Here is a 26004-nt window from a genome sequence, read left to right on the forward strand (position 1 = left end):
TTGGGGTCCTGAAGGGATCCGAGGTGGCGAGGCTGGGGTGAGTGGGGTGGGGAAGGAAGAAGAGAAGGTCAAAAATTCTTCCAAAAAGTTTGGCGGTTCTTTAAAAATCGTGTGATAATCTAAGGCTTCGCTGATCGCAGCGAAGTGAGTGCAAGATAGAAGATGTTTTGCACTGGGATCGTTAAAAACATACAGCCGATAAGCGTGGGCGTTTGAGGCGAGTGGCCAAGTTCTTCGGAACGAAGTCGCAAGACTTTAAACGCTCATGAGAATAGAAGTGAAGTTCACTTCAATTCCGTTTTTATGAGTTTGCCTCGAGAGAGGCGAAAAAATTCAAGATCGAACTATAGAGTTTGATCCTGGCTCAGATTGAACGCTGGCGGCATGCCTTACACATGCAAGTCGAACGGCAGCACGGGAGCAATCCTGGTGGCGAGTGGCGAACGGGTGAGTAATACATCGGAACGTGCCCAATCGTGGGGGATAACGCAGCGAAAGCTGTGCTAATACCGCATAAGATCTACGGATGAAAGCAGGGGACCGCAAGGCCTTGCGCGAATGGAGCGGCCGATGGCAGATTAGGTAGTTGGTGAGGTAAAGGCTCACCAAGCCTTCGATCTGTAGCTGGTCTGAGAGGACGACCAGCCACACTGGGACTGAGACACGGCCCAGACTCCTACGGGAGGCAGCAGTGGGGAATTTTGGACAATGGGCGCAAGCCTGATCCAGCCATGCCGCGTGCAGGATGAAGGCCTTCGGGTTGTAAACTGCTTTTGTACGGAACGAAAAGGTTCTTTCTAATAAAGAGAGCTCATGACGGTACCGTAAGAATAAGCACCGGCTAACTACGTGCCAGCAGCCGCGGTAATACGTAGGGTGCAAGCGTTAATCGGAATTACTGGGCGTAAAGCGTGCGCAGGCGGTGATGTAAGACAGTTGTGAAATCCCCGGGCTCAACCTGGGAACTGCATCTGTGACTGCATCGCTGGAGTACGGTAGAGGGGGATGGAATTCCGCGTGTAGCAGTGAAATGCGTAGATATGCGGAGGAACACCGATGGCGAAGGCAATCCCCTGGACCTGTACTGACGCTCATGCACGAAAGCGTGGGGAGCAAACAGGATTAGATACCCTGGTAGTCCACGCCCTAAACGATGTCAACTGGTTGTTGGGTCTTCACTGACTCAGTAACGAAGCTAACGCGTGAAGTTGACCGCCTGGGGAGTACGGCCGCAAGGTTGAAACTCAAAGGAATTGACGGGGACCCGCACAAGCGGTGGATGATGTGGTTTAATTCGATGCAACGCGAAAAACCTTACCCACCTTTGACATGTACGGAATTTGCCAGAGATGGCTTAGTGCTCGAAAGAGAACCGTAACACAGGTGCTGCATGGCTGTCGTCAGCTCGTGTCGTGAGATGTTGGGTTAAGTCCCGCAACGAGCGCAACCCTTGTCATTAGTTGCTACATTTAGTTGGGCACTCTAGTGAGACTGCCGGTGACAAACCGGAGGAAGGTGGGGATGACGTCAAGTCCTCATGGCCCTTATAGGTGGGGCTACACACGTCATACAATGGCTGGTACAAAGGGTTGCCAACCCGCGAGGGGGAGCTAATCCCATAAAACCAGTCGTAGTCCGGATCGCAGTCTGCAACTCGACTGCGTGAAGTCGGAATCGCTAGTAATCGTGGATCAGAATGTCACGGTGAATACGTTCCCGGGTCTTGTACACACCGCCCGTCACACCATGGGAGCGGGTTCTGCCAGAAGTAGTTAGCCTAACCGCAAGGAGGGCGATTACCACGGCAGGGTTCGTGACTGGGGTGAAGTCGTAACAAGGTAGCCGTATCGGAAGGTGCGGCTGGATCACCTCCTTTCTGGAAACAAGCCACTTAAATTGAACGCCCACACTTATCGGTTGTTGGAAGATGTCGAGTCTTCGACATGGGTCTGTAGCTCAGCTGGTTAGAGCACCGTCTTGATAAGGCGGGGGTCGTTGGTTCGAGCCCAACTAGACCCACCATTCCTTCCGATAGTCTCGTGAGGACCCGGGGGATTAGCTCAGCTGGGAGAGCACCTGCTTTGCAAGCAGGGGGTCGTCGGTTCGATCCCGTCATCCTCCACCATACACCGGTAGTTTGAAATTCAACACCAAAGAGGCTTTGTGCGCGAGCATGAGGCTTCTTTGTTGTTGATCGAGATCTCTTGATCAATCGGCTGTTCTTTAAAAATTCATAGAGTCGAATCAGCGTTGCTGATGGAAACTGCACATTCGTAAAGGTTTAGTGCAGACCGTGCCATCAGCGACATGAATTTTTGATTGCGTCAAATGAACTTCAATTTCGAGTCAAATCGAAAGTATGAAGACGGCATAACGCGTCAGGTGAAAGACCTGACATATTCCTTGAAATGATTTTGGTTTCTGTGAAGAAACGTCAAAGTTATAGGGTCAAGTGAATAAGAGCACGTGGTGGATGCCTTGGCGATGATAGGCGACGAAGGACGTGATAGCCTGCGATAAGCTTCGGGGAGCTGGCAAATTAGCTTTGATCCGGAGATTTCCGAATGGGGAAACCCACCGAAAGGTATCGCATGATGAATACATAGTCATGCGAGGCGAACCGGGTGAACTGAAACATCTCAGTAGCTCGAGGAAAAGACATCAACCGAGATTCCGAAAGTAGTGGCGAGCGAAATCGGAAGAGCCTGTTAGTGATAGCACAAGACTTAACGGAACAGCTTGGAAAGGCTGGCCATAGCGGGTGATAGCCCCGTACGTGAAAAGACCTGTGTGGTACTGAGCTAACGACAAGTAGGGCGGGACACGAGAAATCCTGTCTGAATATGGGGGGACCATCCTCCAAGGCTAAATACTCATCATCGACCGATAGTGAACTAGTACCGTGAGGGAAAGGCGAAAAGAACCCCGGGAGGGGAGTGAAATAGATCCTGAAACCGCGTGCTTACAAAAAGTCGGAGCCTCGTAAGGGGTGACGGCGTACCTTTTGTATAATGGGTCAGCGACTTACATTCAGTGGCAAGGTTAACCGAATAGGGAAGCCGTAGAGAAATCGAGTCCGAATAGGGCGTCCAGTCGCTGGGTGTAGACCCGAAACCAAGTGATCTATCCATGGCCAGGATGAAGGTGCCGTAACAGGTACTGGAGGTCCGAACCGACTAGTGTTGCAAAACTAGCGGATGAGCTGTGGATAGGGGTGAAAGGCTAAACAAACTTGGAAATAGCTGGTTCTCTCCGAAAACTATTTAGGTAGTGCCTCAAGTATTACCGTCGGGGGTAGAGCACTGTTTTGGCTAGGGGGTCATGGCGACTTACCAAACCAAGGCAAACTCCGAATACCGACGAGTACAGCTTGGGAGACAGAGCACCGGGTGCTAACGTCCGGACTCAAGAGGGAAACAACCCAGACCGCCAGCTAAGGTCCCTAAAATTGGCTAAGTGGGAAACGAAGTGGGAAGGCTAAAACAGTCAGGATGTTGGCTTAGAAGCAGCCATCATTTAAAGAAAGCGTAATAGCTCACTGATCGAGTCGTCCTGCGCGGAAGATGTAACGGGGCTAAGCCAGTTACCGAAGCTGCGGATTTGCAATTTATTGCAAGTGGTAGGAGAGCGTTCTGTAAGCCTGTGAAGGTGCGTTGTAAAGCGTGCTGGAGGTATCAGAAGTGCGAATGCTGACATGAGTAGCGTTAAAGGGGGTGAAAAGCCCCCTCGCCGTAAGCGCAAGGTTTTCTACGCAACGTTCATCGGCGTAGAGTGAGTCGGCCCCTAAGGCGAGGCAGAGATGCGTAGCTGATGGGAAACAGGTCAATATTCCTGTACCGATGTGTAGTGCGATGTGGGGACGGATCTTAATAGGTCATCCGGGTGTTGGATATCCCGGTTTAGTTGGAAGTAGGCGATGGGTAGGCAAATCCGCCCGTCATATACCGAGGCCAACGATCGAGCCAGCTTGCTGGTGAAGTGACTGAACGAGGTTCCAGGAAAAGCCACTAAGCTTCAGCTACACACGACCGTACCGCAAACCGACACTGGTGCGCGAGATGAGTATTCTAAGGCGCTTGAGAGAACTCAGGAGAAGGAACTCGGCAAATTGACACCGTAACTTCGGAAGAAGGTGTGCCCTATTAGTGTGAAGTGAACAACGGAGCATGAATGGGTTGCAAAAAATCGGTGGCTGCGACTGTTTATTAAAAACACAGCACTCTGCAAACACGAAAGTGGACGTATAGGGTGTGACGCCTGCCCGGTGCTGGAAGATTAAATGATGGGGTGCAAGCTCTTGATTGAAGTCCCAGTAAACGGCGGCCGTAACTATAACGGTCCTAAGGTAGCGAAATTCCTTGTCGGGTAAGTTCCGACCTGCACGAATGGCGTAACGATGGCCACACTGTCTCCTCCTGAGACTCAGCGAAGTTGAAATGTTTGTGATGATGCAATCTCCCCGCGGAAAGACGGAAAGACCCCATGAACCTTTACTGTAGCTTTGTATTGGACTTTGAACAGATCTGTGTAGGATAGGTGGGAGGCTTTGAAGCAGGGTCGCTAGATCTTGTGGAGCCAACGTTGAAATACCACCCTGGTGTGTTTGAGGTTCTAACCTAGGTCCATTATCTGGATCGGGGACAGTGCATGGTAGGCAGTTTGACTGGGGCGGTCTCCTCCCAAAGCGTAACGGAGGAGTTCGAAGGTACGCTAGTTACGGTCGGACATCGTGACGATAGTGCAATGGCATAAGCGTGCTTAACTGCGAGACTGACAAGTCGAGCAGATGCGAAAGCAGGACATAGTGATCCGGTGGTTCTGTATGGAAGGGCCATCGCTCAACGGATAAAAGGTACTCTGGGGATAACAGGCTGATACCGCCCAAGAGTTCATATCGACGGCGGTGTTTGGCACCTCGATGTCGGCTCATCTCATCCTGGGGCTGTAGCCGGTCCCAAGGGTATGGCTGTTCGCCATTTAAAGAGGTACGTGAGCTGGGTTTAAAACGTCGTGAGACAGTTTGGTCCCTATCTTCCGTGGGCGCTGCAGATTTGAGGAAGCCTGCTCCTAGTACGAGAGGACCGGAGTGGACACACCTCTGGTGTATCGGTTGTCACGCCAGTGGCATTGCCGAGTAGCTAAGTGTGGAAGAGATAACCGCTGAAAGCATCTAAGCGGGAAACTCGTTTCAAGATGAGATCTGCCGGGGCCTCGAGCCCCCTGAAGAGTCGTTCAAGACCAGGACGTTGATAGGTCGGGTGTGGAAGCGCAGTAATGCGTTAAGCTAACCGATACTAATTGCTCGTGCGGCTTGACCCTATAACTTTGATCTACGATCAAGGTGTTATGCCAAGTTGACGCATTCAAAACACTCAAAGCTGATTCCAAACTCTATGAATTCGTTGTATTGACCCAGTCAATGCAACAACCCTTTATGCCTGATGACCATAGCGAGGTGGTCCCACTCCTTCCCATCCCGAACAGGACAGTGAAACGCCTCAGCGCCGATGATAGTGCGGGTTCCCGTGTGAAAGTAGGTCATCGTCAGGCTCTTACAGCCCCAAAAAGCCCAACCAGAAATGGTTGGGCTTTTTGCTTTTGGGCGCCTCGCACGGCCTTCTGCGCGCGCCTGGACTCCAACCAGTGCCGATGCAGGAAAGCCAGCAGCCGCGCCTCAGCGGAGTGAAGCCGGCGCACACTTTTAGTTCTGCCGGCGATCTCCTGCCAGATGTCGTTCATGGCGCCCGCATCGCCTGCCAGTTCCGAGCCGAGTGCCAGAACGGCCGGATGCACATAGGCTTTCTTGCAGACTGCCGGCGTATTACCGAGCTGCTTGGCCACGACGCCCAGGATCTCCTTGGCGCTGTAGCGCATGGCGGGTGACGCGTCGACGCGTCCGCCGGATCGACGTCTGAACAAGCCAGCCGTGTCAGTTCGAGCGCCTGCACGGTGCCGTGCCAGGTCCGGAAATCCTTCGCTGTGAAATTGTCGCCGGCGGCCTCGCGCAAGTAGTCGTTGACGTCGGTCGACGAAAGGATGCGCGGCATGCCGTCCTCGTCCTGGTGCTGGAACAGCTCCTGCCCCGGCAGCTGCGGGCAGCGACGGACCACCCGGGCCACCCGCGGATCGTCGAGCCTCGCCTCGTGCAGCACGCCGCTTTTTCCCCGGAAGCAGCTTGAGCGAGGCGCCGCGGATTTCGGCGTGCTTGTTGCGCAAGGTGGTGAGGCCGTAGGAGCTGTTGCTGCTCGCATATTCCTCGTTGCCCACGCGCAGGAAGGTGGTGTCGAGCAGCCGCACCAGCGTGGCCAGCATCAGCTCGCGGTCCAGCGTCGTCCTTTTGCTGCCTGGCTGCAGGTCGCGCGCGACGCGGGCGCTTGCAGGTGCCCGTTCGGCAGCGGGCAGATCCAGACATCCGTGTATGCGGGCGGAATGGACAGCTGCCGGATGCGCGAGAGCTCGTCGACGTCGCGCAGCCACTGGCCCTTGGCGTTGCGGTAGCGAAAGCTGTTGCCGCGCTTCACCCGGCTCAGACCGAGCATCTCCGGGTTGATGTAGACCAGACCGTTGGCGCGCGCCGTGCGCGACTGTAGGACGCCGCAGGTGCCGGGGGTGCGATGCGCGCCCGCCACCGCGATCACGCTCGCGATCAAGCGCAGCCTCGCGAACTGACCTCAGTGGCAGGGCGGCGTGCCAGTGCGTTGAAGAAGCCTAGAACAGCGAGGCGGTAGCCGCCGCCGCATCGGCCAGGCCGCGCGACCGGTTCGCCGCCCTTGGAAGCGCGTCGGCCGCAGAAGCCTCGGGACTGTTCGCCTTCACCAGCGCGCCCACGCGCACACCCAGGAGCCGCAGCGGCCGATCGAGCGGCACGCGCTTGAGGCACAGTCCGGCGGTCCGCCGGATGGTCTTCGCGTCGGCGGTGAAGTGGTCGATGGTCTGGTCGCGCGTGGCGATCTTGAAGTCGTCGTAGCGCAGCTTGATGCCGATGGTCTTGCCGACGTAGCCCTTGCGCTGCAGGTCCTCCGCGACCTTCTCGCACAGGTGCGTGAAGATCGCGCCCAGTTCGGCGCGGTCGCGCACCGCCTGCAGGTCGCGGTCGAAGGTGGTCTCGCGGCTCATCGACACCGGCTCGCTCTCGGTCACCACGGGCCGCTCGTCGCGGCCCCAGGCCACCTCGTGCATCCAAGCGCCGGTGGCCTTGCCGAAGTTCTCGACGAGCCAGTCGCGCTCCCGAGCCGCGAGTTCGCCGATGGTAAGGATGCCGAAGCGCTGGAGTTTCTCGTCGGCCTTGGGCCCGATGCCGTTGACCTTGCGGCAAGGCAGCGGCCAGATGCGCGTCTGCAGATCGCTCTCGAACACGACGGAGATGCCGTTGGGCTTGTCGAATTCGCTCGCCATCTTGGCCAGGAGCTTGTTCGGCGCGATGCCGATCGAGCAGGTGAGGCCGGTGGCATCGAAGATCGAGCGCTGGATCAGCCGCGCCAGCACGCGGCCGCCCTCGCGCTGGCCGCCCGGCACCTCCGTGAAGTCGATGTAGACCTCGTCGACGCCGCGGTCCTCCATGACCGGCGCGATCTCGGCGATCACCTGCTTGAACCTGCGCGAATACTTGCGGTACTCGTCGAAGTCGACCGGCAGGATCAGTGCCTGCGGACACAGCTTCGCCGCCTTCATGAGTCCCATTGCCGAGCCGACGCCGAACTGGCGCGCCGGGTAGGTCGCGGTCGTGATCACGCCGCGGCCGGCATAGTCCTTGAGCAGCGGAAAGGCCTCGACCGGAATGTCGGCCAGCGTGCCGCCCTCGGGCAGATTGCGGATCGCTTCGTCGACCTTGCGCCGCCCGCCGCCGATCACCACCGGCAATCCCTTGAGTTGCGGATAGCGCAGCAATTCCACCGAGGCGTAGAACGCATCCATGTCGAGGTGGGCAATGCGGCGGATCGGGGCGGCTGTCACGGTACCGATTTTGAACGCTTCGGCGCGGGTGCTGGTGCGCGAGGGGCATCGATGACATCATCATGGCCATGCAAATCGTTGCCACCATGTTCTGGCGCCGGCTCGACCTGCCCGGCCATGACGCCTGCCGTCTCGAAAAGCACGGCAACGGGTGGCAGCTCGACGGCGCCGCGGTGTTCCGCAACGAGGACGGCCGGCCCGTGCGGCTGGACTATCGCGTGCATTGCGACAACGCGTGGCATGCGCAATGGGGCCGCGTGCGCGGCTGGATCGGTTCTGCGGCCGTCGACTTCGCGATCGCGCGTGGCAGCAACGGCGAATGGTCTTTCAACGACCAGGTGGTGCCTGGTCTGGCCCATTGCACGGACCTGGATTTCGGCTTCACGCCTGCCACCAATCTCGTGCAGTTGCGACGCCTCAACCTCAAGCTCGGCGAGAGCGCCCAGGCGCCGGCGGCCTGGCTCGACCTCGATGACGACAGCCTCGGCCCGCTGATGCAGACCTACGAGCGGCGCGCGGACAGCGAGTACTGGTACCAGGCGCCGCGCTTCGACTACGAGAGCATGCTGGTGGTCACGCCGGAGGGCTTCGTTTCGCAATACCCGACGCTCTGGGCCGCCGAGGACTGAAGCCCTATTCGAACAAGGCCGCGTGGCCGGCCACCAGTGCCTGGTTGCGTTGCCGGTCGAGCGCGATCTCGCGCGCGAAGGCGTCGACGCTGCCGATGGCCGGCAGGTTGTGCGCTTCTCGAAGCCGCTCGCGCAGCACGCTGCCCTCCAGCGCACGATTGATCTCGGCATTGAGCCGCCGCACCACCGCGTCCGGCGTGCGTGCCGGCGCAAAGATGCCGAACAGCGACGCCAGGTTGGCCTGTGCGAAGCCGAGCTCCGCCAGCGTCGGCACCTGCGGCAGCGCATCGAGCCGCGCCGGCGCGCCGACCGCCAGCGCCTGCAGGCGGCCGGCCTGGATGTACTGCAATTGCTGCGCGGCCACGTTGGTCGAAAGCACCTCGAACTGTCCGCTCAGCGCGTCGTTGAGCTGAGGCCCGCCGCCCTGGTAGGGGATGTGCGTGATCGTGGCGCCGCTCCTGATGCGCACCTGCACCAGCACCATGTGGCCGATGGTCGCCACGCCCGAGCTGGCCCAGCGCACGGCCCCCGGCCGCGCTCGCGCGAGCGCGATCATCTCGTCGAAGTCGCGGCCGCCGAAGGCCGGCGTGCCCACCACCAGCACCGGCGTGCGCATCACGCTGGCCACCGGCGTGAACGCGCGCAGCGGGTCGTAGCGCACGCGCGCGAGCAGCGGCTGCAGGGTCAGCGGGCTGATGGCCGAGAAGGCGAGCGTGTGGCCGTCCGGCGCCGCGCGCGTCAATGCATCCATGCCGACGCTGCCGCCCGCGCCCGCGCGATGCTCGACCAGCACCGGCACGCCCAGCGACTGCGCGAGCGGCTCGGCCAGTGCGCGCGCCATGCTGTCGCTGACCCCGCCGGGCGGGTAGACGACCAGCAGGCGAACCGGCCGATCCGGCCAGGATGCGGTTGCCGCCCGTGCAGCGAAGGGCGCTGCCAGCGTGGCGAGCCCCCACCGTCCCAGCGTGCGGCGCTGCAGGTGCGTCATGCCGCCGCCAGCTCGCGCAACAGCGCGGCGAAATGCAGGGCCGGCAGGTTGTCCTCGTCCTCGCGCGACACCAGCGTGAGCGGCGCATCGAGCCGCTCGCTGCCGGCCAACGGGCCGTAGCGGATCGCGTGCGGATGCACGCCGCCCATCGACGCCGGCACCACCGACAGCCCGACCCCGGCGGCGACCAGGTTCAGGTTGGTCATCATGCGGTCCACCTCGGCCACCACGCGCGGGCTGATACCCTGCGCGTTGCAAAGCGCCAGCAGGTCCGCGTACAGCCCCGGCGCACCGGGGCGCCGCACGAGGATCATGTCTTCCTCGCACAGCTGCGCGAGCGACAGGGGCGCGCCCGCCTCGCCGGCACCGGCGAAGCGATGGTCGCGCGGCATCGCCACCAGCACCGGCTCGCGCAGCAGCATCTCGAACCGGAGCCCCTTGGGCCGCGCCACCGGCACGCGCAGCAGGCCGCAATGCAATCGGCCGGCGGCCAGCGCCTCGGTCAGTTCGGCGGCATTGTTCTCGCGCAGCCGAAGCTCCACGCCGGGGTGGCTGCGGCGAAAGGCGCGCAGCGCATCGGGCATGAAGCGGTGCGCCGCCGCCGAGCTGGTGAAGCCGAACGAGAGCACGCCTTCCTGCCCCTTCGCGACGCGTGCCATGCGCTGCTTCACCGTCTCCATGTCCTGCAGCATGCGCAGGGCTTCGGCCTGGAACTGGCGGCCCGCATCGGTCAGCGCCATGCCGCGCGGATGGCGCCGGAACAGCGCCACGCCGAGCTCGCGCTCGAGCCCCCTGATCTGCTGGCTGAGCGGTGGCTGCTGGATGCCCAACTGCTCGGCCGCGCGCGTCATGTGGCCGGTCTCGGCCACGGCCGCGAAGTAGCGAAGTGCTCTTATCTCCATATTTTTTTCGTATTGAACAAGGCTTGTTATTTTATTTGACGCTAGGTCAGGCGTCGCGCATCTTCGGTGCCCCAGCCAAGAGGCCCCCATGAGGCCTCATTCCGGAGACATACCCATGCGCCTCTCGCGCTTTCGCACCTTCATCGCTTTCGGCCTCGCCTTGCTTCTTTCCGCCTGCGGCGGAGGCGGCGGCGGCAACGCCGGTTTCGCCGGCTTCTCGAATCCGCCGGCCAGCTCGCCCGGCAGCTCGGACACCGACACCGATCCGCCCGTCACGCCGCCCGGCCCGATCACGCCGCGCGTGGCCTGCGCCTCGCTGGCCGGCATGAGCCTGGCCGCGGCGCAGATCGGCCTGGCGACAGGCGGTGCGACCGTGAATTCCGCCGTCGAGGTGGCGGCCAACGAACCCGGCAATGTGCTCGGCGCGCACTGCCGCGTGCGCGGCAGCATCCAGCCAGTCGACCCGAGCGCGCCGGCGATCAACTTCGCCGTCAACCTGCCGCAGCAGTGGAACCAGAAGGTGATTCACTTCGGCGGCGGCGGCTTCAACGGCCGCCTGATCGACGGCACCGAAACCATCCGCTTCGGCCCGCCGGGCAAGCCCGCGCCGCTGGCGCTCGGTTACGCGACCTTCGGCGACGACTCCGGCCACCAGAGCAGCAGCATCACCGACGGCCGCTTCGCCGCCAACGACGAGGCGCTGGCCAACTACGGCGGCCAGTCGCTCAAGAAGACGCATGACGCCGCGCTGCTGCTGGTGCGCGCGCACTACGGCAGCGAGCCGAAGAAGGCCTACTTCCTCGGCACCTCCACCGGCGGGCGCGACGCGCTGGCTTACATCCAGCGCTGGCCCGGCGACTATGACGGTGTGATCGCCAACGAGCCGGCGCTCAACTACAGCGGCACGCGCCTGTCGAACGTGGCGGTGGGCCGCGCGCTCTATGCCAATGGCGGCGCGGGCTGGGTCAACGTCGCCAAGACCCTGCTGGTGCAGCGCACCGTGCTGCAGGCCTGCGACCGGCTCGACGGCGCGATCGACGGCATCGTGAGCAACGTCGAGAGCTGCCGCCAGCTCAACACGCAGATCCTGGCCTCGCTGCGCTGCAGCGGCGGCACCGACAACGGCGATGGCTGCCTCTCCGACCCGCAGCTCGCGAGCATCCGCGCGATCGAGTCGCCGCTGGTCTTCACCAGCTATGCGCTCGCCAACGGCGTGCGCCGCGCCGGCGGCTACAACATCCTCGAAGGCGCGCTCGTGGCCGGGCCCTACACCACGCGCGACCTCGGATCGCGGCCCGTGCCTGCCAACCCCGCGACCTCGGCCGACGCCAACATGTACGTCACCGGCGACCAGTGGGTGAAGTTCTTCGTCACGCGCATCGAGGCTTTCGACTCGCTCGGCTTCGATCCGTTCGACCCCGGCCCCTATGCGGCGCGCGTGACCGAGGTGTCGGCGATCACCGACGCCACCAACCCGCAGCTCGGACCCTTCCTCTCGCGCGGCGGACGGCTGATCCTGCTGCACGGGCTGGCCGACGAAGTGATCAGTCCCAATTCCACCATCGACTACTACCAGCAGCTGATCGCCACCGTCGGCCAGGACGCGGTGGACCGCGGCGTGCGCTTCTACACAGTGCCCGGCATGGGTCACGGCACCGGCGTCTTCATCCCGGCCTGGGACTCGCTCGCGGCGCTCGAAGGCTGGGTCGAAGGCGGCCTGGCGCCGGCCACCGGCGTGGCGATGGACAGCGTGGCCGGCAGCTTCGGCCGCACGCGGCCGCTGTGCCAGTTCCCGGCCTGGCCCAAGTACCGCGGCAGCGGCAGCCTCGATGCGGCGATTAACTACAGCTGCGTGCAGGAAGCGGGCGACCCGCTCGCCTGTCCGAATCTGCCGGCCGCGGCCACGCACTACAAGGGCGGCAACAGTTCGGGCGAGGAGCTCGACGTGCTCGTCGATCCGTCGATGATGGCCTACACGGTCACCATCGATGCCAGCCTGCAGCGCGCGGCCGGCACGCAGCGCAGCGGCACACTGATCGCGCAGGGCAACTGCAGCTACGGCAGCACCGAGAACGGCGCGGTCTTCAGCTTCGCCGCCGGCGGCGTCCTGCAGGGGGGCGTGGCGGCGCCCGCGGGCAGCAGCTTCCTGCCGCTCGTCGCTTTCCGCAACACCTTCGAGAACGCCGCCACGCCGACCGTGTTCAACCCGGTCGCGAACATCTTCAACGCGGTCGGCGTGCAGCAGGGCACGGGCGGCACCTCGGCCCATGCCGCGGCCGTGCGGCTGCGCAATGCGGGTACCTTCCAGTACTGCCGCGACCCGGTGACCGGCCGCTTCATGACCTACGACCCCAACTGCACCCAGACCGAGAAGGGCTACATCAGCTGGACCGCCGCGCGCGGCGCCTTCGACGTCCACACCACCTCGCCGACCGGCGGCGCCACCACCACCGGCGGCACGCTCAGCGGCTCGATGGTGATCGGCCTGGTCAACGGCGCTGCGGTGCCGCTGCACCTGGTGCGCGAGTCGACGGCCAACCAGGGCATGCGCCTGCTGGCGATCCAGCAGAGCCTGGCCCCCGGTGCGGCCGACGGCGTCTACGCCGTTGCCAGCGTGCAGGGCGAAACGCGCGAGGCCACCGTCGCAGGCAGCAGCTTCAACCTGGGCGGCGCGGCCGCCGCGCTCGGCTACGACACGCCCGTGGTCGGCGTCGTGCAGGCCGATGCCGGACGCCCCGGCAATTTCATCTTCAACCAGGGCGTCCTCGGCTTCGTGTCCACCTCGGGTTCGAACGCGGCGCTGGAACTCGGAGTGCGGCATTGATGAAGAAAAAGGAAGCGATCCTCGTCCTGCTCGTCGGCCTCGCGGCTGCATGGGCCACCCACGCGGCATCGCCGGCGCCGGCGAGCTGCCCGGCCCCGGTGCCGAGCACCGCGCGCTGCTACACCGGCCAGGACGGCGCCGGCGCCTTCTACTGGATCGCGATCCCGCGCGACTGGAACAAGGTGCTGGTCATGCATGCGCACGGCGGCCCTGAGACCGGCCCGCCGGCGCTCGAGCGCAGCCGGAAGGACCTGGAGCGCTGGGCCGTCACGGTGAATACCGGCTATGCCTGGGCCGGCTCGACCTACCGGCGCGGCGGCTACGGCGTGACGATGGCGGCCGAGGACACCGAGCGCCTGCGCGGGCTCTTCGTTGCGCACTTCGGCGCACCGCGCCGCACGCTGCTGCACGGCCAGAGCTACGGCGGCGCCGTGGCTTCGAAGGCGGCCGAGCTCTATGCGCAGGTCGACGGCAAGCCGGGTCCCTACGACGGCGTGCTGCTGACCAACGGCGTGCTCGGCGGCGGCAACAGCGCCTATGAGTTCCGGCTCGACCTGCGCGTGGTCTACCAGTACGTCTGCCGCAACCATCCGAAACCCGAGGAGCCGCAGTACCCGCTGTGGATGGGCCTGCCGAAGGATTCGAAGCTCACGCGCGCCGAACTCGCGGAGCGCGTGAAGGCCTGCACCGGCGTGGGCATGCCGGCCGCGCAGCGCTCGCCCGAGCAGGCGGCGCGGCTGAAGACCATCCTCTCGGTGGTGAAGATTCCCGAGCGCACGCTGGTCGGCCATCTCAACTGGGCGACCTGGCTGTTCCAGGACCTGGCGCAAGATCGCCTGGGCGGCCGCAATCCCTTCGGCAATGTCGGCGTCATCTACCAGGGCTCGGCCGACGATGCGGCGCTCAATGCCGGCGTGCTGCGCTATGCGGCCGATCCGCAGGCGCAGGGCGCGCTCGCGAGCGACAGCCGGCCCACCGGCCGCACCACCCTCCCCACGCTCACGCTGCACGCGATCCACGACCCGACCGCTTTCGTCGAACTGGAGAGTGCCTACCGCGCGATCCGCGAAAGCGCCGGCACCGACGACCGCCTGGTTCAAAGCTTCAGCGATGAATCCGAGCACAGCTATCTGAGCGAGCCCGAATACCCTGCGCTGTTCGCGGCGCTCGTGGACTGGATCGACAAGGGCGACAAGCCCACGCCGGCTTCGCTGGCGACGCGTTGCGCCGCCTTCGAGCCCACCTTCAACGACGGCGGCAAGGACCGCTGCCGCTTCAAGCCCGACTACCGCAGCCCGCCGCCGCTCGAATCGCGCGTGCCGGTGCGCTAGGGCCTGTTAACAGGCCCTAGAACGTGCCCGGCAGCAGGATGCTCGAATCCACCTCGTCGATTTGCGTGCGGCCGCAAAACGCCATCGTGAGATCGAGCTCGCGCTGGATGATTTGCAGCGCGCGCGTCACGCCGGGCTGGCCGAAGGCACCCAGGCCGTAGAGGAAGCTGCGCCCGATCAGCGTGCCACGGGCGCCCAGCGCGCGCGCCTTCAGCACGTCCTGGCCGCTGCGGATGCCGCCGTCCATCCAGACCTCGATCTCGGTGCCCACCGCCTCGGCGATCGCCGGCAGCGCCTCGATGGAGGAGGGCGCGCCGTCGAGCTGGCGCCCGCCGTGGTTCGAGACGATCAGCGCATCGGCGCCGCTGGAGGCCGCGAGGCGCGCATCTTCCACATCCATGACGCCCTTCAGGATCAGCTTGCCGCCCCAGAGCTTCTTGATCCACTCGACGTCGGCCCAGCTCAGCGTCGGGTCGAACTGCTCGGCCGTCCAGGACGAGAGCGACGACAGATCCTTCACACCCTTCGCATGGCCCGCGATGTTGCCGAAGGTGCGGCGCTTGGTGCCCAGCATGCCCATGCACCAGCGCGGCTTGGTCGCCAGGTCCATCAGGTTGGCGAGCGTGGGCTTGGGCGGCGCAGTGAGGCCGTTCTTGATGTCCTTGTGCCGCTGGCCGAGGATCTGCAGGTCCAGCGTGAGCTGCAGCGCCGAGACGTTGGCGGCGCGCGCGCGCTCGATCAGCCGCTCGATGAAGTCGCGGTCGCGCATCACGTAGAGCTGGAACCAGAAGGGATGCCGGTCGGTGTGCTCGGCGATGTCTTCCAGCGAGCAGATGCTCATGGTCGAGAGCGTGAACGGAATGCCGAAGGCCTTGGCCGCGCGCGCGCCGAGGATCTCGCCGTCCGCGTGCTGCATGCCGGTCAGCCCCGTGGGCGCGATGGCCACCGGCATCGCGACCTCCTGGCCGATCATGGTGCTGGCGGTCGAGCGGCCCTCCATGTTGACGGCCACGCGCTGGCGCAGCTTGATCTTCTGGAAGTCGCTTTCGTTCGCGCGGTAGGTGCCCTCGGTCCAGGAGCCGGAGTCGGCATAGTCGTAGAACATGCGCGGCACGCGCTCTTTGGCGATCACTCGCAGGTCTTCGATGCAGGTGATCCGGGAAAGGTCGGGCACGCGAGGTCTCCTTGGTCGTGAATGGCGTTGGGTGTCGATTATCGGGGTGCACCAACCCGGCACGCCTGTTGCTTGCATCTGGTGCATGGAGACACCCGTCCTGCCGACACCGGCCAGCCACCCGCTCTGGCAGCACCAGCTCGGGCTCCTGCTGGAGTCCACCGGCGAGGGCATCTTCGGCATCGACCTCGACGGCCACTGCATGTTCATCAACCGTGCCGGCGCGCAGATGCTCGGTCACCCGCAGGCCGAGGTGCTGGGCCGCAACATGCACGAGCTCACTCACCACTCGCACCCGGACGGCTCGCATTACGCCGACACCGACTGCCCGATCTTCAACGCCTTCCGCCGCGGCCTGCCCTGCCGCATCGACACCGAGGTGTTCTGGCGCGCCGACGGCAGCGCTTTCGCGGTCGAGTATTCGAGCCACCCCATCGTGGACGGCGCCCAGGTGCGCGGCGCCGTCATCACCTTCGTCGACATCACCGAGCGCCGCCGCGCGGCCCGCGCGCTGCAGCAGGCCAAGGACGAGCTGGGCCTGCGCGTCGACGAGCGCACGCGCGAGCTGAGCGACGCGCTGGCCAAGCTGCGCGAGCTCTCGGCCTGGCTCGACAAGGTGCGCGAGGACGAGCGCACGCGCATCGCGCGCGAGGTGCACGACGAACTCGGCAGCCTGCTGGTGGCGCTCAAGATGGACGTCAACTGGATCGGCAAGCGTCTCGGCGAACAGCAGGAGCGCAGCCCGGCAGCCGCCGAAGACATGCGCACGCTCATGCGCGGCAAGTGCCAGAACATGAGCGGGCTGATCGAGCGCGCGGTCGACAACGTCGGCCGCATCATCACCGACTTGAGGCCCAGCATCCTCGATCACCAAGGCCTGTGGGCCGCGCTCGAATGGCAGGCGCACGAGTTCGTGCAGTCGGCCGAGCTCGAATTGGCCTGGCACATGGAGGTGCAGCCCGGCATCGAGCTGCCCGAACCGGCGGCGATCGCGGTGTTCCGCATCTTCCAGGAGATGCTCAGCAACGTCGGCCGCCATGCGAAAGCCTCGCGGCTCGACATCCGCATCGAGGCCGATGCGTCGTTGCTGCGCATCGCCGTGCGCGACAACGGCATCGGCGCTCCGGCCCATGTCTTCGAAGCTGCCACCGCCTACGGCGTGCTCGGCATGCGCGAGCGCGCACGCCACTTCGGCGGGCGCATCGAGATCGAGAGCGAGCCCGGCGCCGGCAGCGTGTTCCAGCTGGAGATGCCGCTGTGACGAAGCCCAAAGACATCCGCGTGCTGATCGGCGACGACCACCGCATCGTGCGCGAAGGCCTGAAGCAGGTGCTGGGCGACCTGTCGAACGGCGTGCCCGAGATGCTGGTCGTGGCCGAGGCGCAGACCGGCCCCGAGGTGCTGGAGAGCGTGGCCGCGCTCGGCGGCACGCAGGGCCTGGACGTGGTGCTGCTCGACATCGCGCTGCCGGCGCGCGACGGCCTCGACGTGCTGCAGGCGCTGCGCAAACAGTGGCCCGCGCTGCCGGTGCTGATGCTCAGCACCTACCCCGAGAAGCAGTACGCCGTGCGCTGCATCAAGCTGGGCGCGGCCGGCTACCTCAACAAGAGCGCCGATCCGGACGACATGGTCGGTGCGGTGCGCAAGGTGGCGGCCGGCGGCAGGTATGTGTCGGCCGCCACGGCCGAGGCGCTGGCGGCCGCCGTCGGCAATGCATCGGCGCTGGGCGCCGAGGCGCTCTCGCACCGCGAGCACCAGGTGTTCCGCCTGCTCACGGCCGGGCAGACCGTGAGCGAAATCGGTGCGCAGCTCGGCCTGGCGCCCAACACGGTCAGCACCTACCGTGCGCGCATCCTCGAAAAGACCGGTACCAAGAACGACGTCGAGCTCGCCTTGTATGCCGAACGGCACGCCAAGCCGACATCCATGTAGTGCTGGCCCTACACGGCGTCGACCGGCCTCCCGCGATTTCGCGTGAAGAGGCGTGAAGAGGCCGCGCAGGTGCGCAACCGGCCCGGCCCTTGCATCGCTGCTGCATCTTTTCAACGAGGTGCACCATGTCCCTACTGCCTGACGCCAAAGCCTGCGACCCCTACGACGCCGACCGGCCTTTGGTGATGCGCTGCGCGTGCGGGCGCGACCATGCGCCCGGCGAGCATGTGGGCGCCATCGAAGACTCGAACGCCAAGCTCGAGGCCAGCCTCATGAAGGCGCTGTTCCCGGTCGACAGCGTGCGCCGCAACTTCCTGCGCGCGGTGGGCGCCAGCACCGCGCGCGCCGCGATCATGTCGGTGCTGCCGCTGGGCGCGCTGCAGGCCATGGCGCAGGAGAAAGGCCCGCTCGAGAAGAAGGATCTGAAGATCGGCTTCATCCCGATCACCTGTGCCACGCCCCTGATCATGGCGCACCCGCTGGGCTTCTATCAGAAGCAGGGCCTCAACGTCGAAGTGGTCAAGACGGCGGGCTGGGCGCTGATCCGCGACAAGATGCTCAACAAGGAATACGACGCCACGCACTTCCTGTCGCCGATGCCGCTCGCGATCTCGATGGGCGCCGGCTCCAACGCGGTGCCGATGAACGTGGCGACGATCCAGAACACCAACGGCCAAGCCATCACGCTGGCCAATAAGCACAAGGACAAGCGCGACCCGAAGATGTGGAAGGGCTTCAAGTTCGCGGTGCCCTTCGAGTACAGCATGCACAACTTCCTGCTGCGCTACTACGTGGCGGAAGCGGGCCTGAACCCCGACACCGACATCCAGATCCGCGTGGTGCCGCCGCCCGAGATGGTAGCCAACCTGCGCGCCGGCAACATCGACGGCTATCTCGGCCCCGACCCCTTCAACCAGCGCGCCGTGTTCGAGGAAATCGGCTTCCTGCACATCCTCACCAAGGACCTGTGGGGCGGCCATCCTTGCTGCGCCTTCGGCAGCTCGACCGAGTTCATCCAGAAGAACCCCAACACCTTCGCCGCGCTCTACCGCTCGGTGCTCACGGCTTCGGCGATGGCGCGCGATCCGAAGAACCGCGAACTCATCGCCAAGGTGATCGCGCCGGCGCAGTACCTCAACCAGCCCGAGACCGTGCTCACGCAGGTGCTCACCGGCCGCTTCGCCGACGGCCTGGGCAACATCAGGACAGTGCCCGATCGCGCTGACTTCGATCCGATCCCGTGGCAGTCGATGGCGGTGTGGATGCTCACGCAGATGAAGCGCTGGGGCTATGTGAAGGGCGAGGTCAACTACAGGCAGATCGCCGAGAAGGTGTTCCTGCTGACGGATGCCAAGAAGCACATGAAGGAACTGGGCCAGACGCCGCCCGAAGGCGCTTATCCCAAGTTCACGATCATGGGCAAGGTGTTCGACCCCGCGAAGCCGGAGGACTACGTCAAGAGCTTCGCGATCAGCAAGATGGCCTGACGCCATGCACAAGGTCATGAACCTCAAGGCGGCGCTGCTCTCGGTCTTGCTCTTCGCCGTGTTCCTCGCGGTATGGCAGGTGGCGACGATGTCCGCAGGCGGCGCTGCCTCGCAGGCCGGCATGTCGGCCGAGCAGATCGAGTACCAGAAGATGCTCGGCAAGGATCCGGGCCAGGTGAAGTCGGCGGGCTTCCCGACGCCGGGCGAGATGGGTGCCACCGCGTGGAAGCACCTGTCGAATCCCTTCTACGACAACGGCCCCAACGACAAGGGCATCGCGATCCAGCTCGCCTGGTCGCTGGGCCGCGTGGGGCTGGGCTTTCTGCTGGCTTGCCTGGTCGCGGTGCCGCTGGGCTTCGTGATCGGCATGTCGCCCTTGCTGCAGAAGGCCTTCGATCCCTTCATCCAGGTGCTGAAGCCGATCTCGCCGCTCGCATGGATGCCGCTCGCGCTCTACACCATCAAGGACTCGTCGGTGAGCGGCATCTTCGTGATCTTCATCTGCTCGGTCTGGCCGATGCTGCTCAACACCGCCTTCGGCGTGGCCTCGGTCAAGCGCGAGTGGATCAACGTCGCGAGCACGCTGGAAGTGAAGCCGCTGCGCCGCGCCTTCCGCGTGATCCTGCCCGCGGCTGCGCCGACCATCCTCACCGGCATGCGCATCAGCATGGGCATCGCCTGGCTGGTGATCGTGGCGGCCGAGATGCTGGTCGGCGGCACCGGCATCGGCTACTTCGTGTGGAACGAGTGGAACAACCTCTCGCTCACCAACGTGATCTTCGCGATCCTGGTGATCGGTGTCGTCGGCATGCTGCTGGACCTGGCGTTCGCCGGCCTGCAGAAGAAAGTCACTTATGTGGAGTGATCGCTCTTTCCAGGCCCTCGCCATGACAACCAACGCTGCTGCGGCTCGCCCCGGCGCCGGCTTTCTGCGCATCGAATCGCTTTCGAAGTCCTTCGTGCCCGGCAAGCCGGTGTTCGCCGACGTGTCCTTCACGCTCGACCGCGGCGAGTTCGTCTGCATCATCGGCCACTCGGGCTGCGGCAAGACCACCGTCCTCAACGTGCTCGCGGGCCTCGACACTGCGTCGGGCGGCCACGTGTTCATGGACGGCCGCGAGGTGGCCGGGCCGAGCCTGGAGCGCGGCGTGGTGTTCCAGAGCCATGCGCTGATGCCCTGGCTCACGGTGCGCAAGAACATCGCCTTCGCAGTGCAGTCGCGCTGGCCCGACTGGTCGGCCGCGCAGGTCGACGAGCAGGTGCGCAAGTTCGTCGCGCTGGTCGGCCTCGACGGCGCGATCGACAAGAAACCCTCGCAGCTCTCGGGCGGCATGAAGCAGCGCGTGGGCATCGCACGCGCCTTCTCGATCCAGCCCAAGATGCTGCTGCTCGACGAACCCTTCGGCGCGCTCGACGCGTTGACGCGCGGCACGATCCAGGACGAACTGATGAGCATCGTGCGGCAGACGCAGCAGACCGTCTTCATGATCACGCACGACGTCGACGAGGCCATTCTTCTCGCCGACCGCATCCTGCTGATGAGCAACGGCACGGAAACGGCCGGCGGCTATAGACCCGGCAACATCGCCGAGACCGTGGTCAACCCGCTGCCGCGCGAGCGCACGCGCGCGGGGCTGCATCACCTTGACGGCTACTACGCGCTGCGCAACCACATCGTCGACTTTCTCGTCACGCGGGCCAAGGCCTCGTGAGCCCTTTACCCATTTCAATCAGGAGCATCCGCATGAACCGCAACGACATCACCGAAAAGATCATCACCGTCAAGGTGGCCAAAGGCATCCAGTGGGCCGACGTGGCCAAGAAGGTCGGCCTCTCGAAGGAGTGGACGACGGCCGCCTGCCTGGGCCAGATGACGCTCGACGACAAGCAGGCCAAGATCGTCGGCAAGATCTTCGGCCTCACGCCCGAGGAGCAGAAGTGGCTGCAGGTGGTGCCCTACAAGGGCTCGCTGCCGACGCCGGTGCCCACCGATCCGCTGATCTACCGCTGGTACGAAGTCGTGAGCGTGTACGGCAGCACGATCAAGGAACTGATCCACGAAGAGTTCGGCGACGGCATCATGAGCGCGATCGACTTCAGCATGGACATCCAGCGTCAGGCCGATCCGAAGGGGGATCGGGTGAATGTGGTGTTGTCGGGGAAGTTCCTGCCGTACAAGACCTACTGACGATCGGCGTCGAGGCGCAAGGCGTCAGGGCTTGTCGAGCAGGCGTCCGAGCAGACTTTCCAGTTGCCGAACGTCTATGGGTTTGGTGAGGTGGGCATAGAAGCCGGCGTCGAAACTGGTATCCCGGTCCGACGCTTGTCCATACCCGGTGACCGCGATCAAGGCCGGAGGATTGGCGACCTCGCGGCGAACCCTTTGGGCCACCTCCACGCCGCTGAGGCCCGGCAAGCCGATGTCCATCAGCACCAGGTCGGGTTGCTCGTTCTTGATCGCCTCCAGCGCCGCATACCCGTCGAAGGCGGTGCTGGTGACGTAGCCCAGGTTGTCGACCAGGACGGACATCGTCTCCGCCGCATCCATGTTGTCGTCGACGATGAGAACCCGCTTGCCGGCTTCCGGCCCATCGGCCCTGCGCATCTCCAGAGGCACCGCGATGGTCGGCAGATGGATGACGAATTCGCTTCCCTGGCCCGGCACGCCCTTGCTGAAAGCGCTGATCTCGCCGCCATGGAGCGTCACCAGTTGCTGCACGAGCGTGAGCCCCAGGCCCAGCCCTCCCTGCGAGCGGGAAACGTCCTGATCGCCCTGGGCGAACATCATGAAGATTCGAGGCAGATGCTGGGGCGGAATGCCGGGCCCGTCGTCGCTCACGCTGATCTCCGCATCGCTGCCCGCCGCTTGCAGGCGGACCTTGATGTGCCCGCCGCCCGGCGTGAACTTGACGGCGTTGTTCAGCAGATTGCAGACCACCTGGATCATGCGGGCACGGTCGCCGCTGATCCATAGGTCCTTGGCGGGCGTGTCGAGCGCAAGCGTATGCCGTTTGGTGTCGGCCATCGGCTTCACGGTCTCGACGGCTTCCGCGATCACCTCGGAGAGCTTCACCGGCTTGGCTTCGAGGTGAATCTTGCCACTCGTGATCCGGCCGACATCGAGCAGGTCGTCGACGAGCCGCGTGATCTGCTTGAGTTGACGCGAGATGATGCCGGACATTCTCTTCAGCGTCCCGCCCTCCGCGTTCGGATGTTCGACGATCGCCAGCGCGTTGGCGATCGGTGCGAGCGGGTTGCGCAGTTCATGCCCCAGCATCGCCAGGAAGGTCGTGATCCGCCGTCCTTCGTCCTCGAGAATGGACGCACGCCGGCGCTCGGTCAAGTCGCGCGTGACCTTGGCGAATCCCCGGTGGCGACCGGTCGCGTCGAAGAGCGCGGTGATCACGACGCTGGCCCAGAACCGGCTGCCGTCCTTTCTCACGCGCCAACCCTCGTCCTCGTATCGTCCGACCTCGCGCGCTATTTCGAGCTCCTTGTCGGGGAAGCCCGTCGCGGCCACCTCGGGCGGATAGAAGACCGAGAAATGCCGGCCGATGATTTCCCCGGCTTCGTATCCCTTGTTGGCCTTCGCCCCGGTGTTCCAGCTGACGACGTAGCCGCCTGGATCGAGCATGAAGATCGCGTAGTCCTTGACGCCGTCCACCATCAGCCGGAAGCGCTCTTCACTGGTGCGAAGCAGGTCTTGCTGTCTTTGGCGTTCCGTCAGATCCCGGGTGATCTTCGAAAAACCGCGCAGCGACCCGTCCGGTCCGGTCAGCCGGGTGATGACGATGCTGGCCCAGAAGCGCGTCCCGTCCTTGCGAAGCCGCCAGCCCTCGTCCTCGAACGCCCCCACCTCGGCCGCGACCTTGAGCTCGTGCTGGGGCCACTCCTTCTCCAGCAGCTCCGGGGGATAGAACAGCGAGAAATGGCGCCCGATCACCTCTTCGGCCTGGTAGCCCTTGAGCTTTTTCGCCCCGGTGTTCCAGCTGAGAACGATGCCGCCGGGGTCGAGAAAGAAGATCGCGTAGTCCGCGATCGTATCCACCATGAGGCGGTAGTCAGCGTCCGTGACGACGCCCAGGTCGAGGGGTCTGCTGACGTCAGCCATTGTTCTGGTCTCGATTGAAGGCGACAAGGCAGGCATATGGCCGTTTTCGGCGGGAGAAAGTCGTGTCGGCGCGACTTTCGTATGGATCGTCCGACGCCAGGGTGCGCAAATGTCCCAAGCCGGCGTAGGAGGCCTACACCCGCACCACACCGGCGTCGATCTTCTCGACATCGGTATGTAGAACATGCGCGGCACGCGCTTCTGCGCGAGGACGCGAAGGTCCTCGCCACCAGCTCGCGCGGCGTCCTGGCCGGGAAGTCGTTGGCCGCCACGATCAGGAGCGGCGACTTGAAGAGGCCGGCCACCGGCACGAAGCTCTTGATCGGATCGAACGTGAGCTTGGCCTGCATGTACTGCGCGATCAGCGTCGAGCTGTCGCCGAGCAGCAGCGTGTAGCCGTCGGGCCGATGTCCCCGGCGCTTGAGCCAACTCAAGCGCCGGATTGTCCGACAAGCGGCAATGGCCCGGGGCGCCCTGGCTTCAGCTCTTCAGGTGCAGCGCCATGGCCGGATCGCTCACGCCCGGCTTGCCGGTTTCGACACGGCCGGCGAAGCGGCGTTCGAAGTTGTCCGACGTGACCGTGAAGTCGTACCAGTCGCCGCTCTTCTGAAGGTTCCAGTGCTGCGTTTCGGTCGTGCCGACCCCAACCTTCATCGTCCAGGGGCCTTCGCTGAGGTAGGCGTTGGGTGTGACCGTCACGCGGCCGGCTTCCTTGCCGCTGTTGTGCACCCTCAGATAGAGATGGCCGCTGTGGGCCTGATAGCCTATCTGGACTTCGGGCTTGAATGCCGCGGTGTCGTGGAACAGCGCGTCGCCCTTGAAGCTGCGCACATAGCCGTTGGGGCCATAGACCCAGAGCTCGTACTTGCCGCTGTCGGAGAGGCCCGTGTTCCAGGTGTCGGTCAGCGTCTTGCCGGCCTCCACGGTGTAGCGGCGCGGAATGCGGTCCAGGTGCAGCTTGTCGTAGACGTGGAAGACGGCGCCTTGCTTGCCGCTGTTGGCGAACACCAGCGACAGCATGCCGCGCGGCTCGACCCGCGCGCTGGTGTGCAGCTCGTAGGGCAGGGCGCGCGAAAAGCGCGTGCCCGTTTCCTGGAACAGCGGCTGCGGCATGGCCGGCGCCACCGGTGCAGGCAGCAGCTTCTGCCCGGCTTCGATCGCGGCGTAGTTGCTCATGTCGGGCAGCTGGGGCCACTTCGGATCGTTGGGCGTCTTGAAGTCGAAGGCGGAGCTCAGGTCGCCGCACACCGCACGGTGCCAGGGGCTGATGCTGTCGACTGTGATGCCGAAGCGCTTCTCGAGGAACATGCCCACCGAGGTGTGGTCGAAGACCTGCGAGTCGACCCAGCCGCCCTTGCTCCATGGCGAGACCACGTACATGGGCACGCGCGCGCTCAATCCCCAGGGCCGCACGTTGCCGCTGATGGTGTCTTCGGGCTTGAGGTAGCGGCGCGCCGGGTCGGAGAAATACTCGCCGTCCAGCGGCACCGTCGACTTGCCCGCGAGCGTGCCGTCGGCGTTGTACGAGGGCACGGCGGGCGGCGGCAGGTGATCGAACAGGCCGTCGTTTTCGTCGAAGGTCAGGAAGAACACGGTCTTGCTCCAGCTTTCGGTGCTGGCGGTGATGGCGTCCAGCACCTGCGAGGTGAAGTCGCCGGCCTTGGCGGGGCTGGAGCCCGCGCCCGGATGCTCCGACTGCCAGGCGGCCGGCAGCACCCACGACACCGCGGGCAGCGTGCCGTTGATCACGTCGTTGCGCAGATCGGCCAGGGTCCACTTCTTCATGCCCTTCTCGTAAAGCGGCGAGCCGGAGGTGGCCGTCGCGTTGCGGAAGCTCTCGAACGCGAGGCCGCCGTGCATGGCGCCGGTCCAGTTGTCGTTCGGGTCCTGGTAGATGCGCCAGCTGATGCCGGCCTTTTCCAGCAGGTCGGGCAGCGTCGGCCACTGGAAGGAGGAACCGGCGTAGGTGTAGCCGGGGGTCGGCATGGTGCCCTTGATCCAGCAGCGCAGGTTGTTGGGTTCCGCGTCGGTGTCGGTGCTGTTGATGCCGCGGCGGCCGAGCTCGGGGTTGAAGTTCGAGCCCGACCAGAAGACGATGCGGTTGGGGTCGGTGCCGGTGGTGATGGAGCAGTGATAGGCGTCGCAGATGGTGAAGGCCTCGGCCAGCGCGAACTGGAAGGGAATGTCCTCGCGCTTGTAGTAGCCCATCGAGTACTGGTTCTTGTACTTCGGCCACTGGCCGAACTTGCCCTGGTTCCAGGCCGCCTGCGAATCCGAGAAGCTGTGCGGCGTGCTGGGCACCAGGAGCGCGTTGGTCTTTTCCTTGTCGAGGTGGTAGGGCGGGATCTCCTTGGTGCCGTTGGACTGGAACCAGACCGGCTTGCCGCTTTCCAGCGGGATCGGGAAGCGGTCGCCGAAGCCGCGCACGCCGCGCATCGTGCCGAAGTAGTGGCTGAAGGAGCGGTTCTCCTGCATCAGGATGACGATGTGCTTGACGTCCTGGATGGTGCGGGTCTCGACGGCCGCTTCGACCGCCAGTGCGCGGCGGATGGAGGGCGGCAGCATGGTGAGGGCGGACGCGGCACCCAGGGTGCCGGCCGTCTTGCGAAGGAAGTCGCGTCGTTGGGGATTGTTCATGGTCATGGTTGCAACTCGAAGATGTGAAGGACGAGG

17 protein-coding genes, 2 tRNA genes, 3 rRNA genes and 2 pseudogenes are annotated in these 26004 nt (G+C 64.2%); 14 read left to right on the plus strand and 10 right to left on the minus strand.

Features of this window, described 5'->3' with window-relative positions:
* Positions 1-341: 341 nt before the first annotated feature.
* The 5 genes from ACSQ9A_RS06650 (at position 342) to rrf (ending at position 5550) form a co-directional block, all read left to right on the plus strand.
* Positions 342-1876: ribosomal RNA gene (locus tag ACSQ9A_RS06650) — 16S ribosomal RNA — on the plus strand.
* Positions 1877-1945: 69 nt separating this feature from the next.
* Positions 1946-2022: transfer RNA gene (locus ACSQ9A_RS06655), tRNA-Ile, on the plus strand.
* 27 nt (positions 2023-2049) lie between these two features.
* Positions 2050-2125: transfer RNA gene (locus tag ACSQ9A_RS06660), tRNA-Ala, on the plus strand.
* 321 nt (positions 2126-2446) lie between these two features.
* Positions 2447-5319 (plus strand): 23S ribosomal RNA (locus tag ACSQ9A_RS06665).
* Between the two features lie 118 nt (positions 5320-5437).
* Positions 5438-5550 (plus strand): 5S ribosomal RNA (gene rrf, locus ACSQ9A_RS06670).
* The 16S, 23S and 5S rRNA genes sit together here with 2 tRNA genes alongside, the layout of an rRNA operon.
* Positions 5551-5735: 185 nt before the next feature.
* Here the strand turns inward: rrf and ACSQ9A_RS06675 are convergent.
* From ACSQ9A_RS06675 to ACSQ9A_RS06690, 4 genes and pseudogenes are all read right to left on the minus strand, one after another.
* Positions 5736-6251: a hypothetical protein gene (locus ACSQ9A_RS06675; protein WP_436306267.1), complete on the minus strand. Its 516-nt coding sequence runs from the start codon at positions 6249-6251 to the stop codon at positions 5736-5738.
* A pseudogene (locus tag ACSQ9A_RS06680) lies at positions 6250-6312 on the minus strand (hypothetical protein); the annotation flags it as partial. The gene ACSQ9A_RS06675 and the pseudogene ACSQ9A_RS06680, both read right to left, overlap by 2 nt.
* On the minus strand, positions 6312-6650 hold the full coding sequence (locus ACSQ9A_RS06685; RefSeq protein WP_436303086.1) for a hypothetical protein: 339 nt from the start codon (positions 6648-6650) through the stop codon (positions 6312-6314). The pseudogene ACSQ9A_RS06680 and the gene ACSQ9A_RS06685, both read right to left, overlap by 1 nt.
* 58 nt (positions 6651-6708) lie before the next feature.
* On the minus strand, positions 6709-7914 hold the full coding sequence (locus ACSQ9A_RS06690; protein WP_093106828.1) for a Y-family DNA polymerase: 1206 nt from the start codon (positions 7912-7914) through the stop codon (positions 6709-6711).
* 101 nt (positions 7915-8015) lie between these two features.
* On the opposite strand from ACSQ9A_RS06690, the gene ACSQ9A_RS06695 reads away from it, so the two are divergent.
* Entirely contained in the window at positions 8016-8582 is a 567-nt protein-coding gene (locus ACSQ9A_RS06695) for a putative glycolipid-binding domain-containing protein (protein WP_436292556.1), read from the plus strand.
* A gap of 4 nt (positions 8583-8586) precedes the next feature.
* Here the strand turns inward: ACSQ9A_RS06695 and ACSQ9A_RS06700 are convergent, their stop codons facing one another.
* On the minus strand, positions 8587-9570 hold the full coding sequence (locus ACSQ9A_RS06700) for a tripartite tricarboxylate transporter substrate binding protein (RefSeq protein WP_093106825.1): 984 nt from the start codon (positions 9568-9570) through the stop codon (positions 8587-8589).
* Positions 9567-10472 (minus strand): LysR family transcriptional regulator, encoded by a 906-nt coding sequence (locus ACSQ9A_RS06705; protein ID WP_436303087.1) that lies wholly within the window; start codon positions 10470-10472, stop codon positions 9567-9569. The genes ACSQ9A_RS06700 and ACSQ9A_RS06705 overlap by 4 nt, the downstream gene beginning before the upstream one ends.
* Before the next feature lie 115 nt (positions 10473-10587).
* On the opposite strand from ACSQ9A_RS06705, the gene ACSQ9A_RS06710 reads away from it, so the two are divergent.
* Positions 10588-13296 carry a tannase/feruloyl esterase family alpha/beta hydrolase gene (locus ACSQ9A_RS06710; protein WP_436303088.1) on the plus strand — a complete coding sequence of 903 codons (2709 nt, stop codon included), beginning with the start codon at positions 10588-10590 and terminating at the stop codon, positions 13294-13296.
* Positions 13296-14627 (plus strand): hypothetical protein, encoded by a 1332-nt coding sequence (locus ACSQ9A_RS06715; RefSeq protein ID WP_436303089.1) that lies wholly within the window; start codon positions 13296-13298, stop codon positions 14625-14627. The genes ACSQ9A_RS06710 and ACSQ9A_RS06715 overlap by 1 nt, the downstream gene beginning before the upstream one ends.
* Before the next feature lie 16 nt (positions 14628-14643).
* On the opposite strand, the gene ACSQ9A_RS06720 is transcribed toward ACSQ9A_RS06715, so the two are convergent.
* Positions 14644-15801 carry an alpha-hydroxy acid oxidase gene (locus ACSQ9A_RS06720; protein WP_436303090.1) on the minus strand — a complete coding sequence of 386 codons (1158 nt, stop codon included), beginning with the start codon at positions 15799-15801 and terminating at the stop codon, positions 14644-14646.
* 85 nt (positions 15802-15886) lie between these two features.
* Between ACSQ9A_RS06720 and ACSQ9A_RS06725 the strand changes: the two genes are divergently transcribed.
* The 6 genes from ACSQ9A_RS06725 to cynS all read left to right on the plus strand — a co-directional run bounded on the left by ACSQ9A_RS06725 (position 15887) and on the right by cynS (position 21408).
* Positions 15887-17062, plus strand: coding sequence for a PAS domain S-box protein (locus ACSQ9A_RS06725; RefSeq protein WP_436303091.1), 1176 nt, complete (start codon positions 15887-15889; stop codon positions 17060-17062).
* Positions 17059-17733, plus strand: a complete 675-nt coding sequence (locus ACSQ9A_RS06730) for a response regulator (RefSeq protein ID WP_093106809.1) — start codon at positions 17059-17061, stop codon at positions 17731-17733. The genes ACSQ9A_RS06725 and ACSQ9A_RS06730 overlap by 4 nt, the downstream gene beginning before the upstream one ends.
* A gap of 125 nt (positions 17734-17858) precedes the next feature.
* Positions 17859-19220, plus strand: coding sequence for a CmpA/NrtA family ABC transporter substrate-binding protein (locus tag ACSQ9A_RS06735; protein ID WP_436303092.1), 1362 nt, complete (start codon positions 17859-17861; stop codon positions 19218-19220).
* 4 nt (positions 19221-19224) lie between these two features.
* Positions 19225-20085 (plus strand): nitrate ABC transporter permease, encoded by an 861-nt coding sequence (ntrB, locus tag ACSQ9A_RS06740; protein ID WP_436303093.1) that lies wholly within the window; start codon positions 19225-19227, stop codon positions 20083-20085.
* Positions 20086-20107: 22 nt separating this feature from the next.
* Positions 20108-20932, plus strand: coding sequence for an ABC transporter ATP-binding protein (locus tag ACSQ9A_RS06745; protein WP_436303095.1), 825 nt, complete (start codon positions 20108-20110; stop codon positions 20930-20932).
* Between the two features lie 32 nt (positions 20933-20964).
* Complete coding sequence (gene cynS / locus ACSQ9A_RS06750) at positions 20965-21408, plus strand: cyanase (RefSeq protein ID WP_436303096.1); 444 nt, start codon at positions 20965-20967, stop codon at positions 21406-21408.
* Between the two features lie 24 nt (positions 21409-21432).
* On the opposite strand, the gene ACSQ9A_RS06755 is transcribed toward cynS, so the two are convergent.
* From ACSQ9A_RS06755 to ACSQ9A_RS06765, 3 genes and pseudogenes are all read right to left on the minus strand, one after another.
* Positions 21433-23367 carry a hybrid sensor histidine kinase/response regulator gene (locus tag ACSQ9A_RS06755; protein WP_436303098.1) on the minus strand — a complete coding sequence of 645 codons (1935 nt, stop codon included), beginning with the start codon at positions 23365-23367 and terminating at the stop codon, positions 21433-21435.
* A 248-nt stretch (positions 23368-23615) separates the two neighbouring features.
* Positions 23616-23681 (minus strand): annotated as a pseudogene (locus ACSQ9A_RS06760) (hypothetical protein); the annotation flags it as partial.
* 130 nt (positions 23682-23811) lie between these two features.
* Positions 23812-25968, minus strand: a complete 2157-nt coding sequence (locus ACSQ9A_RS06765) for a phosphocholine-specific phospholipase C (RefSeq protein ID WP_436306268.1) — start codon at positions 25966-25968, stop codon at positions 23812-23814.
* Positions 25969-26004: the final 36 nt, after the last annotated feature.

The organism is Variovorax sp. LjRoot290 (assembly GCF_964253985.1).
Taxonomy (GTDB): Bacteria; Pseudomonadota; Gammaproteobacteria; order Burkholderiales; family Burkholderiaceae_C; genus Variovorax.

What these genes read in the sequence shown, in the direction of transcription:
- ACSQ9A_RS06675 (WP_436306267.1), bottom strand. Translation starts at nt 6,251, where the DNA reads ATGCGAGCAGCAACAGCTCCTACGGCCTCACCACCTTGCGCAACAAGC.
- ACSQ9A_RS06690 (WP_093106828.1), bottom strand. Translation starts at nt 7,914, where the DNA reads ATGGATGCGTTCTACGCCTCGGTGGAATTGCTGCGCTATCCGCAACTC.
- ACSQ9A_RS06695 (WP_436292556.1), top strand. Translation starts at nt 8,016, where the DNA reads ATGGCCATGCAAATCGTTGCCACCATGTTCTGGCGCCGGCTCGACCTG.
- ACSQ9A_RS06700 (WP_093106825.1), bottom strand. Translation starts at nt 9,570, where the DNA reads ATGACGCACCTGCAGCGCCGCACGCTGGGACGGTGGGGGCTCGCCACG.
- ACSQ9A_RS06705 (WP_436303087.1), bottom strand. Translation starts at nt 10,472, where the DNA reads ATGGAGATAAGAGCACTTCGCTACTTCGCGGCCGTGGCCGAGACCGGC.
- ACSQ9A_RS06710 (WP_436303088.1), top strand. Translation starts at nt 10,588, where the DNA reads ATGCGCCTCTCGCGCTTTCGCACCTTCATCGCTTTCGGCCTCGCCTTG.
- ACSQ9A_RS06715 (WP_436303089.1), top strand. Translation starts at nt 13,296, where the DNA reads ATGAAGAAAAAGGAAGCGATCCTCGTCCTGCTCGTCGGCCTCGCGGCT.
- ACSQ9A_RS06725 (WP_436303091.1), top strand. Translation starts at nt 15,887, where the DNA reads ATGGAGACACCCGTCCTGCCGACACCGGCCAGCCACCCGCTCTGGCAG.
- ACSQ9A_RS06735 (WP_436303092.1), top strand. Translation starts at nt 17,859, where the DNA reads ATGTCCCTACTGCCTGACGCCAAAGCCTGCGACCCCTACGACGCCGAC.
- ntrB (WP_436303093.1), top strand. Translation starts at nt 19,225, where the DNA reads ATGCACAAGGTCATGAACCTCAAGGCGGCGCTGCTCTCGGTCTTGCTC.
- ACSQ9A_RS06745 (WP_436303095.1), top strand. Translation starts at nt 20,108, where the DNA reads ATGACAACCAACGCTGCTGCGGCTCGCCCCGGCGCCGGCTTTCTGCGC.
- cynS (WP_436303096.1), top strand. Translation starts at nt 20,965, where the DNA reads ATGAACCGCAACGACATCACCGAAAAGATCATCACCGTCAAGGTGGCC.
- ACSQ9A_RS06755 (WP_436303098.1), bottom strand. Translation starts at nt 23,367, where the DNA reads ATGCCTGCCTTGTCGCCTTCAATCGAGACCAGAACAATGGCTGACGTC.
- ACSQ9A_RS06765 (WP_436306268.1), bottom strand. Translation starts at nt 25,968, where the DNA reads ATGAACAATCCCCAACGACGCGACTTCCTTCGCAAGACGGCCGGCACC.